The sequence below is a fragment of the Mesorhizobium monacense genome, assembly GCF_056781675.1.
Genome location: NZ_CM165567.1, coordinates 717210 through 731317 on the forward strand (window position 1 = coordinate 717210; position 14108 = coordinate 731317).

Sequence of the window (14108 nt, forward strand, 5' to 3'; positions counted from 1 at the left end):
GCTAGTCTCCGGAGTAACGGACAAGACCAATGCATAGGTTCTCGATCAGCTTGATGGGTGCGTTGCTCGGCATTTCGCTCGTCACGGCCGCGGTCGGAGCCTCCGATGCAAAGGTGGCGCCGATCACCCGGGCCGAGCGCTGCAGCGACCTCAACCGTCAGGTTGACGAAGCCCTCGAAACCCATGCCGCGGCAACGCAGGTCACCGCGGCGAAAGCACTGCAAAGAAAGGGAAACCGGTTCTGCGCCAACAAGAAGCAGGCACAGGGAATCCGGATGCTCGCAAACGCTTTGAAGCTGCTTGGAGTGACACCGAACGACCCGGTTCAGTGACGCTCAATCCCCGACCCGCATAAAAAGGAAATGAAGCCATGAACAAGTCCCTCCTCTCCGCCCTCGGTCTCGCTGTTGCTCTCGCCTTCTCGATGCCGGCTCTCGGCAACGCGGCCGCGACCACGACCGCTGCTCCCGCTGCTTCGACGACGACCGCTCCGGCTGCTGCGCCTGCCAAGGCCGCTCCGAAGAAAGTTGCAGCCAAGAAGACCGTCAAGGCCTGCAAGGTGACCAAGACGCACAAGTGCCCGGTCAAGAAGGCGCCGAAGAAGGCCGCCAAGAAGTCCTGATCCAAGCCTGGCAATAACCAGCTTTCCTGACAAGGCCGCTCCAGCCGAATTCCGGTTGGAGCGGCCTTGGATCAAGCCGGAGTGCCGGCGGCGTCAAGCCCGGCATGCCAAACTAGTTCAACGGCCGGCGATCCTTAACCCGATCGCAATGCCGGCCCTGTAGGACAATCCGCATGAAGCGGCTTTCGTCCATTCTGCGCTCGATGGTCATCGGTGGCCTGGTGGTCAGCGGAGTGGCCAAGGTGTTGATCCTGCTCTCCGCCAGCCCGGTGCCGGACCCGGCCAGCGGACGAACCGAGCCGTCACTGTTCGCGCCGAAAATATCCACCGACTGGGACTACATCACGCCCGGGCAGACCTGGCTGCTCATCGTGCTGACCGGCACGGTGCTGATCTGCTTCATCGCCTGGCCGGTGGCGGCCTGGATGGAGCGCCGGGTCGATGCGCCCGATACGCGATCCCGTCCCGAATCACCACCTGTCGCGACGGTGCGGCAGATCCCGCCGCGGCGCATGTTCGGCCGCCATGGCCGTTGAACAGCTCTAGTCAGTGACCCACATAGATTTGTCAGAGATCGCGCTGCTGCTTAGCCGATCGAAAATGGACGACCGCTTTCGCCCGTGACAAAGTGGAGGCGAATTTCCCGCTTGCAGTTGCCAGGTTTCCAATGCCTGAAACCACCACCACACCGCGCACCAAGACGCAGCCCAAGACCGAACGGCCGAAGCTCTACAAGGTCATCCTCATCAACGACGATTTCACCCCGCGCGAGTTCGTGGTGACGGTGCTCAAGGGCGAGTTCAAGCTGAGCGAAGACCAGGCGCAACGGGTTATGATCACCGCGCACCGGCGCGGCGTCTGCGTCGTCGCGGTCTTCACCAGGGACGTCGCCGAGACCAAGGCGACGCGGGCGACCGACGCCGGCAAGGCCAAAGGCTACCCGCTGCTTTTCACGACCGAACCGGAGGAGTGAGGAGCGGTCGCCCGTAGGGCGATCAATCGACAACGACTTGTCGATTGAAGCGACGAACGCCCGGAGCCATAGCGGAGGGCAGGGGCCGGTCCGCCAGGCTGAGGAGGGTCAGCGGCAGCGACCAATTTGAAGGCAGCATCGCAGCGTGAGCGCCGCCCCTCATCCGCCCTTCGGGCGTAAACGGGGAGAAGGAAAAAGAAGGCTCACCGCCCCTCACGATACCACATCGAGCCCATCGCCAGAAGCAGCAGGCCGAGGCCGAGGAAGCCGCCGAACAGCGGCACGCGGGAGACGGCCTTCAGCACGCTGTCGTCGGTGGTGCGCAGCCCAATCCAGTCGTTGCCGGAGGCGGCACCCGTGGAGCGGACCGGGACGATCGAAGGCAGCGTCACGCCGCCGGCGAGGTTGCCGAGCGTGGATGAAGGCGCCAGCCGGCGCACACTGCCGCCGGTCGCCTCCGCCGGCGCCTTCAGCCGGTCCTCGGTCGAGATGACGTCGGTGAACTCCGGCGCGTTGATCGGACCGACATGGGCAAGCGCGGTGAGATCGCCATTGCCGACCTGGTAGAGGCCGATCTCGCTGGTCTGGACGGTGCCGAGGAAAATGCCGGGCTCGGATTTTTCGAGCCTGACGATCAGCGCCTTGCCCGACGGCGTGATCACCTGCGCCGGGCCAGGGTCGTCGCTCATCGTCTGGCGGCGGATCTCCAGTGTCATGCCACGCCCGTCGGCGGTCAGGCGTTCCTCTTCGAGCTCGGGCTCCTTCATCAGCCAATGGGCGATGCGGCGATAGAGCTGGACATGCGGGCCGCCGCCCTCGAAGCCGCGTGCCCACAGCCAGCCCTGGTCGGACAGAAGCATGCCGACGCGGCCTTCGCCCTTGCGGTCGAGCAGCAGCAGCGGCCGGTTGTCGGCGCCCTTCATCACTACCTCGCCCTCGGGGTTCTCGACGCCGATGGTGCGGAACCAGCGGCTCCAGTGCGGCGGATCGGTGGCCGAGCCATCCAGCCCGCGCGTCACCGGATGACGCTGGCCGAGCTCGGTGAGGCGCGGGTAGAAGGCCTTGTCGACGACCTCGCCGGTCGGCATCGCCGGCAGCGCTGACATCAGCGGCGTGCGGGCGATCGAGCTTTCGCCGGCATATTCGGGTCCGGCGGCGATCAGCAGCGCGCCGCCCTTTTCGACATATTCGGAGATGTAGTCGTAATAGAGGATCGGCAGCACGTCGCGGTGCTGGTAGCGGTCGAAGATGATCAGGTCGAAATCCTTGATCTTCTCGACGAACAGTTCGCGCGTCGGAAAGGCAATCAGCGACAATTCGTTGATCGGCGTGCCGTCCTGCTTTTCCGGGGGGCGCAGAATGGTGAAATGGACGAGATCGACCGAAGCGTCCGACTTCAAGAGGTTGCGCCATGTGCGTTCGCCGGCATGCGGCTCGCCGGAAACGAGCAGCACGCGCAAATTCTCGCGGATACCGTCGATCAGCGCGATGGCGCGGTTGTTGGCGTCGGTCAGCTCACCCGGCACGGGGTCGATGGCGAGCTCGACGATGTTGCGGCCGGCGCTCGGGATGGTCACCTGCAGCGGCATCGCCTGGCCGATGGTGGCGTGTTCGACCGAGACCTGTTCGCCATTGACCGAGACGCGGACATCGACCGGGCCGGCCTGATTGTCGGTGGCGATGACGCGGTAGCTCATGTCGAGCGGCTTGCCGACCAGGCCGAAACGCGGCGCATTCTCGAAGCGAATGCGGCGATCCTTCTCGTGCTCGTTGCCGGTGATTAAAGCGTGCAGCGGCGCATGGAAGTCGGGTGCGGCGGGCGGCGCATCATGCACCTCGCCATCAGTGATCATGATGGCGCCGCCGATGCGCGACGGCGGCACGTCGCGGAACGCGCCTTCGAGTGCGCCGAACAGCCTGGTATCGGTGCGCTCCTCGGCCGCCTCGGACCTGCCGGCCTCGACGACGCGCACGTCGAACTGCTTGAAACGGCCGAGGCGCTGCTGAAGCCCGGCCAGCGCTTCGTCGGTCTGTTTGGTGCGCTCGCCGATATCCTGGCTCTGGCTGCGGTCGACGACGATGGCGACGACGCTTTTCAAGGCCTCGCGTTCCTCATCGAGGAAGACAGGATTGAGCAGGGCAGCACCCAGCGCAAGCAGGGCGGCGAACCGGAAGATCGAGCCGCGCTGGCGAAACCACAGGCCGACCAACGCCAGCAGGACCAGGGGCACCAGCACGGCGGCGAGCAGCGGCCAGGACAGAAGCGGTTCGAAGTTGATCGACCAGTTCATGGCTTACTGCCCCAGCCGTTCGAGCAGGACGGGCACGTGCACCTGGTCGGATTTGTAGTTGCCGGTCAGCATGTACATCATGATGTTGACGCCAGCGCGCAGCGCATAGATGCGCTGCATCGGGTCCGCCGGCACGGTCGGCAGAAGCGGGTCGCCGTTCTCGTCGACGGCCCAGGCGCCGGCAAAATCATTGGCGGTGATCAGGATCGGCGAGACGCCGTCACCGACGCGCACGGGGCGATTCTCGGTGTTGCTGGCATCGAGCGAGGCCTCGACCCAGAGCGGGCTGCCGGCGAAGCGGCCGGGAAACTCGGGCAGGATGAAGAAGGACTTGGTAAGCACATGGTCCGATGGCACCGGTTCCAGCGGCGGCACGTTGAGATCGCCGAGAATGTCGCGCAGCCGCTCGGTCGCCTGGCTGGTCGAATCGGCGCCGATGCCGTTGGCGAACTGGTCGCGGGTGTCGAACAGGACCGTGCCGCCCTGCTGCATATAGGCATCGACGCGTGCGATCGCCGCTTGGCTCGGCATCGGCGCTGCAGGGTCGATCGGCCAGTAGATCAGTGGGTAGAAGGACAGTTCGTCCTTCGAGATGTCGACGCCGGCCGGCGCTCCGGGTTCGAGCGCGGTCTTCTCGATCAGGAAGCGGGTCAGGCCTTCGAGACCAGCGCGGCTGATCGAATCGACGCCAGGCTCGCCGGTCAGCACATAGGCGATGCGGGTCTTCGCGATGTCCTCGATCGCCTGGGCATCGCCCGGCTTCGCGTCGTCGGCGCGGGCGAGGTCGGCATGGCCAAGGAGCGCGCCTAGCGCGATCAGCCCTGCGGCCGCCGTTGCCGCGGCGCGACGCGGCCGGCGCGACAGCAGCCCGCCCATCCAGAACACCGCGAGCGTGTCGAGCACCATCAGCACCAGGGCGACGGCGACCAGCGGCCCTTTGAGATTGTGCGACTCGTCGAAGGCGTACTGGACGGTGGTGACCGGCAACGAAACTTGAGGTCGGTCCAGCAGCGCAAAGGTGCTGTCGGCCTCGAGCAAATTGTGGGCGAAGACGCCGGTCTCGGAGCCGTAGAGGCCGGGCGGGTTCTCGAACGTCACTGGCAGCGGGCCGGCGCCGGGCACCAGTGGCCGTGCATCAGGCGTCGGCGGCACCAGCTCGCCGTTGGCGGCAATCATCCGGTAGGGCGCCAGCGAGGTGGCGGCGGCCTCGGCGTTGGCGATCGCCGCACCCTGGTTGCGCGACAGCTGCACGATGCGGCGCAGCATCTCGACGAAACTGCCCGATATGGGCAGGTTCGACCAGGTTGCCTCGGGCGTGACGTGGAACAGGACGAGCGTGCCCTTGCCCTTCTTCAGCCCGGTCACCAGCGGCGTGCCGTCGGCAAGCGTTGCCCAGGTGCGCTCGACGATGTCGGGTGTCGGCTCGGCCAATACTTGCCTGGTGACGGTGACCTCGGCTGGCGGGGAGAGATCGGCAAAGGGACCGGCTTTTGGAAACTCGGTGACCGGCTGCGGCGTCGTCCACGACAAGGCGCCGCCCATCGAGCGCTCGCCGGTACGCAGCCTGACCGGCAGCAGATCATCATCATTGCCGGCGGCTGCCAGCCGCGAACCGGCAAAGCGCACCAGCGTGCCGCCCTTGTCGACCCAGTCGACCAGCCGCTGCTTCACCTGTTCCGGAATGGTGCCGACATCAGCCATGACGATCATCGCCGGCTTCTGGTCGAGAAGCTGCGGGATGGCGTCGGCAAGGTCGACGCTCGACGGCTCGACCAGATCGGCGAAAGGCTGCAGCGCGCGGCGGATATAGTAGAGCGGCGACAAAAGCGGCTGGGCCTGGTCGGCCTCGGCTTGCGACAACAGCCCGACACGGCGGCGCTTGGAGCTCTCGTCGAGCACCCGCACGGCGCCGGCCTGGTGCTCGCCGTCAAGCGCGATCGAGGCGAAGTCGTTGCGCAGCTCGAACGGCACCGCCATCGTTCCGGTGGCTGTGGATTCGCCCGGCGAGAAGGTCAAAGTCGCGTCGGCGATACGGCGGCCCTTGTCGTCGAAGGCGCCGGCGGTGACCTGAGCCGGCGCCGGATCGCCCGGTGCGCGGATGGCGGTGAGCGCGAACCCGTCGACCTGGTTGTCGGCGACAGTAAGGCCGGTCAGCGACAGCCTGTCGGACGTCGCCCAGACGAGGCGCGCCGCGTTCTTCGACAGCAGCGTGTTGAAGGCGGCTTCGTCGCCTTGTGCGGCCAGTCCGTCGGCGAGCACGGCGACGCTGGCGCCCGGCAGGCGCTCCAGGGCGGCCGCGACGCGTGCATAGATGGCCGGGCGGTCGGTCGGGATCGGCCGCGGCTTTGCCGCGCGCAGCCGGTCGAGCGCGGTGGCGGCATCGAAGGGACCGATCTCGGCATTGGGCTTTTCGGCGGTGAAGGCGATGACGACAGGCACGCCATTCGAGCTCGCGTCGGCGATCAGCCGCTGCGCGGTGGCGACGCGCTTACCCCAGTCGGCTGCACTTGCCCAGTCATTATCGATGACAAGTGCCAGGGCCGAGCCCTCGGCGGGTAACTTTTCGCGCGGATTGAAGACGGGTTCGGCGAGCGCGGCGATGACAAGGGCGGCCATCAGCAACCGCAGCAGCGTCAGCCACCACGGGCTCTGATGCGGAGTCTCCTCGCGCTTCAGCACGCGCGCCAGTATCTTCAGCGGCGGAAACACTTCCGTCTGCGGCTTGGGCGGGGTGAGCCGCAACAGCCACCAGATCACCGGCAGCGCCAGCAGGCCCCACAACACCATGGGCGCACCGAAGGAAAGCGGCAGCCAGCTCATGCGCTGATCTTTCCGGCATAACTGCTTTCAGCGGTCATCGCCATGTGGATGCGCACCAGCGCCTCGGAAGCCAGGCGATCGGTATGGTTGACGGTAAAGCTCCAGCCGAGCCGCTTGCACCAGCCGGCCAGCTCCTGGCGGCGGGCGGTGTAGAGCAGGCGGTAGTCGTCGCCCAGCATTTCGGCGCGGCCGGCGGTCAGCTTGTCGCCGGTCTCGGGGTCGGTGAATTCGGTGCGGCCGGCATAGGGGAAGGTTTCTTCAGCCGGGTCGGCGACCTCGATCAGATGCGCGCGCACGCCGTGGCGGGCGAGCACGTCGAGCCAGGCCATCGTCTCTTCCACCGGGTCGAGGAAATCGCTGACGATGACAATGTCGCAGAAGCGGCGGATGCCGGAGAGATCGGGCTTTGCCGGCAGCGCGCCGGCATGGGTGAGCTGGGCCGCGATGCGCTCGGCGCCGTTGCGGGCCGTGAACGGATCGGTCAAGCCCGGCCAGGCGATGCGTTCGCCGCTGCGCGACAGAAGCTCCGCCATGGCGAGCGCCAGCACCAGCGCGCGCGATTCCTTCGAAACGCTGGCGCCGGCGGATTTGTAGAGCATGGACGGCGAGGGGTCGGCCCAAAGCCATACCGTGTGCGCCGCCTCCCATTCGCGATCGCGTACATAGGTGTGGTCGTCGCGGGCCGATCGGCGCCAGTCGATGCGCGAGGAATCGCCCTCGACATAGGGGCGGAACTGCCAGAAATTCTCGCCGATGCCGCGCTTGCGGCGGCCATGCCAGCCGGCGATCACGGTGTTGACGATCCGGCGCGCCTCGACCAGGAGGTCCGGCACCAGCGAGGCCCGCAACCGGCCACGGGCGAGCGCGTCGCGCGTCGCTACCGGTGCCTGGACCTCGCCTATGCGCGCCATCAGATGCCTTTTGCCAGTTTCGCCACCACGTCACGCACCGAGGTGCCTTCGGCGCGAGCGGCGAAGGTCAGCGCCATGCGGTGCTGCAGCACCGGCTCGGCCAGCGCACGGATATCGTCGACCGACGGTGCCAGCCGTCCATCATACAACGCGCGAGCGCGGGCGCACAGTGTCAGCGCTTGGCTGGCGCGCGGGCCCGGACCCCAGGCGACGAGCTTGTCGGTTTCGGCATGGCCATGACCGGGACGGGCCGAGCGCACCAGCTTGAGGATCGCCTCGACGACACTTTCCGGTACCGGCATGCGGCGGATCAGCATTTGGATCTCCTTCAGCCGTGCCGGCTGCAGCACGTTCGCGGCCTTGGCATCCTCCACGCCGGTGGTTTCCAGCAGGATACGGCGCTCCGCCTCGATTTCCGGATAGAGGATGTCGACCTGCATCAGGAAGCGGTCGAGCTGGGCCTCGGGCAGCGGATAAGTGCCCTCCTGCTCCAGTGGGTTCTGTGTCGCCAGCACGTGGAACGGCGCCGGCAGATCGTGGCGGGCGCCGGCGATGGTGACGTGATATTCCTGCATCGCCTGCAGCAGCGCCGACTGGGTGCGCGGCGAGGCGCGGTTGATCTCGTCGGCCATCAGCAGTTGCGCGAAGATCGGCCCGGAAATGAAGCGGAACGAGCGCTTGCCGAATTCGTCCTGTTCCATCACCTCGGAGCCGAGAATGTCCGACGGCATCAGGTCGGGGGTGAACTGGATGCGGCGGGAATCGAGGCCGAGTACGACGCCCAGCGTCTCGACCAGCTTGGTCTTGGCGAGACCGGGCACGCCGACCAGCAGCGCGTGGCCGCCGGCCAGGAGCGCCACCAGCGTGCGTTCGACGACCGCTTCCTGGCCGAAGATGACGCGACCGACGCCGTCGCGGACCCTGGAGATGTCGGCCAATGCCTTCTCCGCCTCGGCGATCATGTCTCTTTCGCTGATCGGGCTTTCCTTGATCATCACGCTCATGGCCGCATCGATCCTTGTGTTGGAAATACCGGCTTGCACTTGTCTGTGCCGCAGAATGCCGCGATTCGGCCTCGCATGGCGCCTGCGTTTGAATTTAAATCACAGACTTAGGCTGACAAGCGGAACAACAGTGACTATTTCGTGACCATGACGGAACGCTCCGAACATGCTGAAGAGAGTCTGACGGCCGCCAGGGAAGCGCGCGGACTGGAAGCGCTGATCTCGCGGGCGACGCGCGCCGGCAAGGGTCCGGCGCCGGTGGAGCGCTGGAATCCCGACTTCTGCGGCGATCTCGACATGGAGATCAAAGCCGACGGCACCTGGTTCTATCTGGGCACGCCGATCGGGCGCATGCCGCTGGTGCAGCTCTTTTCCACGGTTCTGCGCAAGGATGCAGACGGCAAGACCTATCTGGTGACGCCCGTGGAAAGGGTGGGTATCCGTGTCGCCGACGCGCCCTTCGTGGCCGTCGAAATGGACGTTTCCGGCAGCGGTGGCGGGCAGGTCATCACCTTCCGCACCAATGTCGGCGACGTCGTCGAGGCCGGGCCCGGCCATCCGCTACGCTTTGTCGACGAGGACGCCACCGGTGGCCTGAAGCCTTACGTTCTGGTGCGCGGGCGGCTGGAGGCGCTGGTGGCGCGGCCGGTGATGTACGAGCTGGTCGAGCATGGCGAGGAAATCGACCTCGGCGGCCGGACGATGTTTGCGGTCCGCTCGAAAGGCGAGGTCTATCCGATCATGCCGGCGGAAAAATTGAAGCGGCTGAGCGCGTGATGGACCAGGTGACGCCGGTGCCGTTTTCCACCGCTGATTTTCGCGCGCGCTTCGCCGCACTGCCGAATGCGCATGCCGGCGACGATTTTGGCGATCATCGCTTCAATCCCGGCCACCCACGACTGACACAAGCCAAGCCACTGCGCGACGCCGCGGTGTTGATCCCGGTGGTCGATCATCAAGGCGATGCGACGGTCTTGCTTACAAAACGGGCCGAGAAGCTGCGCAGCCATTCAGGGCAGGTGGCTTTCCCCGGCGGCACGATCGATGCGACCGATCCCAGCCCGGAGGCGGCGGCGCTGCGCGAGACCTTCGAGGAGATCGGGCTTGGCGAGGATCGCATCGAGATCATCGGCCGCATGCCTGACTATGTCGCGGGCAGCGGCTATCGCATCGCGCCGGTCCTGGGCATCGTGCGGCCGGGTTTCCAGCTGACGCTGAATTCCGAGGAGGTCGATGCCGCCTTTGAGGTGCCGCTGCGCTTCCTGATGGACCCGGCCAACCACAAGCGGGACAGCCGCATGTGGAACGATCTCGAATGGTTCTTCTACGATATGCCTTATGGCGACCGGCGTATCTGGGGCGTCACCGCCGGCATCATCCGCACGCTCTATGAAAGGCTCTATGCGTGAGTGCTCCGGTGTCGCTTGCGGGCAGGGCCGACTGGCTCGGCGAAAGGCAGCTGCAGCGCCTGCTTGCCGCTTTAACGGACGGTGGCGAAGAGGCGCGCATTGCCGGCGGCGCGGTGCGCAACGCGCTGATCGGCCAGCCCGTTGCTGACATCGACATCGCGACCACTTGCGTGCCGACGGAAACCATCCGGCGCGCTGGGGCGGCGGGGTTCAAGACGGTGCCGACCGGCATCGACCACGGCACCATCACTGCTGTCGCCGGCGGCAAGGCCTATGAGGTCACCACGCTGCGCGCCGACATCGAAACCGACGGGCGGCGGGCAAAAGTGTCGTTCGGGCGCGACTGGAAGCCTGACGCCGAGCGGCGCGACTTCACCATCAACGCGCTCTATGCCGAGGCCGACGGCACCGTGGTCGACCTGGTTGGCGGCATCGCCGACATCGAAGCGCGCCGGCTGCGCTTCATCGGCGATCCGGAAGCGCGCATCCGCGAGGACTATTTGCGCATCCTGCGCTTCTTCCGGTTCTTCGCCTGGTATGGTGATGGCCGACCCGACGCCGAGGGGCTGAAGGCCTGCGCACGGCTTAAGGACGGGCTCGGCCAGCTTTCGGCTGAGCGCGTCTGGTCCGAGCTGAAGAAGCTTTTGTCGGCGCCCGATCCGTCACGCGCCCTTTTGTGGATGCGCCAGGCCGGCGTTCTCACCAGCGTTCTACCGGAGAGCGAGAAGTGGGGCATCGACGCCATTCACGGGCTGACCAGGACCGAAAAGGAGCTGGGTTGGACGCCGGACCCACTGCTCAGGCTTGAGGCGATGGTGCCACCCGATGCAGGGCGGATAAAAGCGCTTGCCGAGAGGCTGAAGTTCTCGACCGGTGAGGCGGATCGCTTGCGCCACTGGGCGCTGACGGCGGCCGTCGAGCCCAAGGCAACCGAAGGCGAACTGGCGAAAAAGCTCTATCGCGGCGATCGCCGGGGCTTTGTCGACCGGCTGCAGCTTGCGCTGGCCTCCGCGCGGGCGCGGGCTGTCGAGAACAATGAAGCCCTGCTCGACGCCGGCGGCTTTTCGCGCCTGCTTGGTTTCGCGCTGAAATGGCAAAGGCCCGACTTTCCGGTCAAGGGCGCAGATCTGACCGAACTTGGCGCAACGCCGGGACCTAAGCTCGGCGCCATCCTGAAAAACCTGGAAAGGGAGTGGGTCCAGTCCGGCTTTGCGCTCGATCGCGGCGCGCTGCTCGAGCGCGCCGCTGAAGCCCTGAAAGCCAGCTGAGATCAGGCCGCGTCGCGGGCTTTCTCGATGCGCGAGCGGATCGCTTCGATCATCGTCTCGCGGATCACTGTCTCGCCGTGCGTCTCGCGCATATGCTCGACGGCGCGGCGCATGACTTCGGCCTCCTCGTCGGCCCGCGTATGCCAGTCACAACCGGGGACGAGCGAGCCGCAGTGGAATTCCTTCATCGGATTCTCCTTTTTCCTCCCTGGAGCGCGCGGCAGCTGAGACACGGACGCTCCAGCACTTGATCGTTGCATGATCCCTTTCGAACCGGTTCCGGTCTTGCTGCGCTGACCTTCGGTCCGGGACATGCACGGGGGAGCAAGCATAACACAAATGCCTGGTTTTGGTTGCCGGCCGGCAACAAAAAGGCGGAGCATCGCTGCTCCGCCCTCTTACGCTACCCCGGAGCATGATCACAAAAGCTGGTCTTGCTCCGACGAGCAGGCCATCACTTCACGATCTTGACTGCCTCGGCAACTTTGTTCTTGCCGCTCATGTCCCAGGAAACGCGGACCTTTTCGCCGGCCTTCAGGCCAGGATCCTTGAAGGTCTTGGGAAGCGTAAAAGATGATCCATCCTCGAGAACCAGGCTCATGGCCGTGGCGTCAAAGGCCTTGACCGTCCCGGTGGTGTGCTTGACGGCGGCAAAGGCAACCGAGCCGGAGGCGAGAAGGGCGGCCGCGGCGGCCGACACAATGATTTTGCGCATTGCAAAGTACTCCTGGGAAAAGCGGACATCCTTGTTGAGAGGATGGTCCGCGTCGTCTTGGGCCGTCCGGTTGCGTCGAGTCGCGGTTTCGCGGGCGTGAAACGACAAATAACCCAGTTTTTTCAAATGGATATTAGACGAAAAAGAAATCTGTGGCGCCACATTCCGTGCCAGAATTCGGCGAATGGGACGTCATTGCGGCTCACATTCCGCTCACCGATTTTTTACGGCCATCTTACCTCCGGCGGCAGGCTGGACAGGATTGAGGCGACATTGCCGCCAGTCTTCAGGCCGAAGATGGTGCCGCGATCGTGAAGAAGGTTGAATTCGACGTAACGGCCGCGCCGGATCAGCTGTTCGTCGCGGTCGCCGTCGGTCCAGTTCTCGTTGAAATTGGCCCGGACCAGATGTCCGTAGACGACGAGAAAAGAGCGCCCGACATCCTGGACGAAGTTGAAATCGGCATCCCAACCACCCTTGTCCTCGTCCGAATGCAACCAGTCGAAGAAGATGCCGCCGGTGCCGCGCGGCTCGTTGCGGTGCGGCAGGAAGAAGTATTCGTCGCACCAGGCCTTGAATTTTGGGTGATCGGCGACGCCGGCGTTCTTCTCGCAGGCAAACTGCATGGCGCGGTGGAAGGCTAAGGTATCGGGATCATCCTGGACGCGGCGGCGGTCGAGCACCGGCGTCAAATCGGCGCCGCCGCCGAACCATTGGTGCGAGGTGACGACCATGCGCGTGTTCATGTGCACGGCCGGCACGTTGGGGTTCCATGGGTGGGCGATGAGCGAGATGCCGCTCGCCCAGAAGCGCGGGTCTTCCTCGGCGCCCGGCATCTGCTTGCGGAATTCCGGCGAGAACTCGCCATAGACGGTCGAGGTGTGGACGCCGACCTTCTCGAAGACGCGGCCATACATCATCGACATGGTGCCGCCGCCGCCCTTGCCTTCGTCGCGCTCCCACGGTGTCTTCTCGAAGCGGCCCGGCGACCATGAAACCAGCGGCCCCTGAAGGTCCTGCTCGATCTGCTCGAAGGCGGCGCAGATGCGCTCGCGCAGCGCCTCGAACCAGAGCCTGGCCTTCATCTTCTTCTGTTCGATGTCGTCCGGCAGCCCCACGGGCATTTCAGGTCGTTCCAAATGCGTCTCCCGTCGCAGCCGACAAATGACTCGTCTTTTCCGGGCGCGATCCCTAATCTCTTAAGGGCAAGGGTCAAGTGTCATTAAGGCGCAAGGAGTTTCTTTCATGCGCACCCCGGCAAGACCGAAGCTGGATGGCTTGAAGAAAAGGCTCGATCGTTCGCGCGCCGAGCGTGAGCGCATGCCGCGCGACGGCTTCCTGCGCGAGACCTTCGTCCTGCCGCGCTCCGACGCGCGCCTCAAGGCCAAGGAGTGGTTCGAACGGTTTCCCAAACAGGCCTACTGGACCGAGATCGAAAGCTGGTTCGAGCGGCCGGGGGATGTCATCGAATTCACGATCAGGCGGCTGCCGGCTGCTGACTAGCTCTCGACCACCAGCCTTCTTGCCCCCGTTCCTTGCTTTGCCAAACGGTCGCCCTTGTTCCTGAGCGGGCATTTGTCGATCGACATGCAGCCGCAGCCGATGCAGTCGGTGAGCCCGTCGCGCAGCTTCTTCAACTGGCTGATCTTCTGGTCGAGCTCGTCGCGCCAGGCCGTCGACAGCAGGTTCCAGTCCTCGCGCGTCGGCGTGCGGCCCTCAGGTAAGGATTGGAGTGCCGCGGCGATCTCAGCCAGCGAGATGCCGACCTCCTGGGCGACCCGGATGATCGCCACCCGCCGCAGCACGTCACGGCCGTAGCGCCGTTGGTTGCCCGACGTGCGGTGGCTGCGGATCAAGCCGCGCGCCTCGTAGAAATGCAGTGCCGATACCGCCACACCGCTGCGCATCGCTACCTGGCCGACCGTCAATTCCGTTACCGGAGCCATCTCGCACTTTCCGCTTGACCTCAAGTTAAGTTGAGCTTGTAGCGAAGAGGTCCAGACAAGGCAAATCAGGAGAAGGCGATGTGCGCCTGGGTGAAAATGACGGAAGCAGCTGAGGTCAGCGACAGGGACGGCTTTGCCGCCGGACTGGG

16 protein-coding genes are annotated in these 14108 nt (G+C 65.4%); 8 read left to right on the plus strand and 8 right to left on the minus strand.

Features of this window, described 5'->3' with window-relative positions:
- The first annotated feature begins 29 nt into the window (after nt 1–29).
- From AC1RUK_RS03350 to clpS, 4 genes are all read left to right on the plus strand, one after another.
- Entirely contained in the window at nt 30–332 is a 303-nt protein-coding gene (locus AC1RUK_RS03350; RefSeq protein ID WP_436173162.1) for a hypothetical protein, read from the plus strand.
- Between the two features lie 38 nt (nt 333–370).
- Nucleotides 371–622 carry a hypothetical protein gene (locus tag AC1RUK_RS03355; protein ID WP_436173161.1) on the plus strand — a complete coding sequence of 84 codons (252 nt, stop codon included), beginning with the start codon at nt 371–373 and terminating at the stop codon, nt 620–622.
- Nucleotides 623–795: 173 nt separating this feature from the next.
- Nucleotides 796–1158, plus strand: coding sequence for a hypothetical protein (locus tag AC1RUK_RS03360; protein WP_436173160.1), 363 nt, complete (start codon nt 796–798; stop codon nt 1156–1158).
- A gap of 131 nt (nt 1159–1289) precedes the next feature.
- Nucleotides 1290–1595, plus strand: a complete 306-nt coding sequence (gene clpS / locus AC1RUK_RS03365; RefSeq protein ID WP_120014723.1) for an ATP-dependent Clp protease adapter ClpS — start codon at nt 1290–1292, stop codon at nt 1593–1595.
- 203 nt (nt 1596–1798) lie between these two features.
- Here the strand turns inward: clpS and AC1RUK_RS03370 are convergent, their stop codons facing one another.
- The 4 genes from AC1RUK_RS03370 to AC1RUK_RS03385 are packed head-to-tail and all read right to left on the minus strand — an operon-like array spanning nt 1799 to nt 8621.
- Nucleotides 1799–3886 (minus strand): hypothetical protein, encoded by a 2088-nt coding sequence (locus AC1RUK_RS03370; protein ID WP_436173159.1) that lies wholly within the window; start codon nt 3884–3886, stop codon nt 1799–1801.
- A gap of 3 nt (nt 3887–3889) precedes the next feature.
- Nucleotides 3890–6706, minus strand: coding sequence for a DUF4159 domain-containing protein (locus tag AC1RUK_RS03375; RefSeq protein ID WP_481836781.1), 2817 nt, complete (start codon nt 6704–6706; stop codon nt 3890–3892).
- Nucleotides 6703–7617 (minus strand): DUF58 domain-containing protein, encoded by a 915-nt coding sequence (locus AC1RUK_RS03380; protein WP_436173157.1) that lies wholly within the window; start codon nt 7615–7617, stop codon nt 6703–6705. Before AC1RUK_RS03380 ends, AC1RUK_RS03375 begins: the two co-directional genes overlap by 4 nt.
- Nucleotides 7617–8621: an AAA family ATPase gene (locus AC1RUK_RS03385; RefSeq protein WP_481836780.1), complete on the minus strand. Its 1005-nt coding sequence runs from the start codon at nt 8619–8621 to the stop codon at nt 7617–7619. Before AC1RUK_RS03385 ends, AC1RUK_RS03380 begins: the two co-directional genes overlap by 1 nt.
- A gap of 147 nt (nt 8622–8768) precedes the next feature.
- Between AC1RUK_RS03385 and AC1RUK_RS03390 the strand changes: the two genes are divergently transcribed.
- Genes AC1RUK_RS03390 through AC1RUK_RS03400 form a run of 3 tightly spaced genes read left to right on the plus strand, consistent with a single transcriptional unit; the run spans nt 8769 to nt 11298 of the window.
- Complete coding sequence (locus AC1RUK_RS03390) at nt 8769–9398, plus strand: DUF1285 domain-containing protein (RefSeq protein ID WP_481839592.1); 630 nt, start codon at nt 8769–8771, stop codon at nt 9396–9398.
- The gene (locus AC1RUK_RS03395) at nt 9398–10030 is read left to right on the plus strand and encodes a CoA pyrophosphatase (RefSeq protein ID WP_481836779.1); all 633 of its coding nucleotides are present in this window, start codon (nt 9398–9400) and stop codon (nt 10028–10030) included. Before AC1RUK_RS03390 ends, AC1RUK_RS03395 begins: the two co-directional genes overlap by 1 nt.
- Complete coding sequence (locus tag AC1RUK_RS03400; protein ID WP_481836778.1) at nt 10027–11298, plus strand: CCA tRNA nucleotidyltransferase; 1272 nt, start codon at nt 10027–10029, stop codon at nt 11296–11298. Before AC1RUK_RS03395 ends, AC1RUK_RS03400 begins: the two co-directional genes overlap by 4 nt.
- Before the next feature lie 2 nt (nt 11299–11300).
- Here the strand turns inward: AC1RUK_RS03400 and AC1RUK_RS03405 are convergent, their stop codons facing one another.
- The 3 genes from AC1RUK_RS03405 to hemF form a co-directional block, all read right to left on the minus strand.
- Nucleotides 11301–11486, minus strand: a complete 186-nt coding sequence (locus AC1RUK_RS03405; RefSeq protein ID WP_109659722.1) for a DUF1059 domain-containing protein — start codon at nt 11484–11486, stop codon at nt 11301–11303.
- Between the two features lie 266 nt (nt 11487–11752).
- Nucleotides 11753–12175, minus strand: a complete 423-nt coding sequence (locus tag AC1RUK_RS03410) for a DUF1344 domain-containing protein (RefSeq protein WP_481836777.1) — start codon at nt 12173–12175, stop codon at nt 11753–11755.
- A 62-nt stretch (nt 12176–12237) separates the two neighbouring features.
- A complete protein-coding gene (hemF, locus tag AC1RUK_RS03415; RefSeq protein ID WP_481836776.1) occupies nt 12238–13152 on the minus strand; it encodes an oxygen-dependent coproporphyrinogen oxidase in 915 nt (304 codons plus the stop codon).
- A 106-nt stretch (nt 13153–13258) separates the two neighbouring features.
- On the opposite strand from hemF, the gene AC1RUK_RS03420 reads away from it, so the two are divergent.
- Complete coding sequence (locus AC1RUK_RS03420) at nt 13259–13516, plus strand: hypothetical protein (protein ID WP_120014714.1); 258 nt, start codon at nt 13259–13261, stop codon at nt 13514–13516.
- Here AC1RUK_RS03420 and soxR read toward each other — a convergent pair.
- Complete coding sequence (soxR, locus tag AC1RUK_RS03425; protein WP_481836775.1) at nt 13513–13959, minus strand: redox-sensitive transcriptional activator SoxR; 447 nt, start codon at nt 13957–13959, stop codon at nt 13513–13515. The genes AC1RUK_RS03420 and soxR overlap by 4 nt on opposite strands.
- Between the last annotated feature and the right edge of the window lie 149 nt (nt 13960–14108).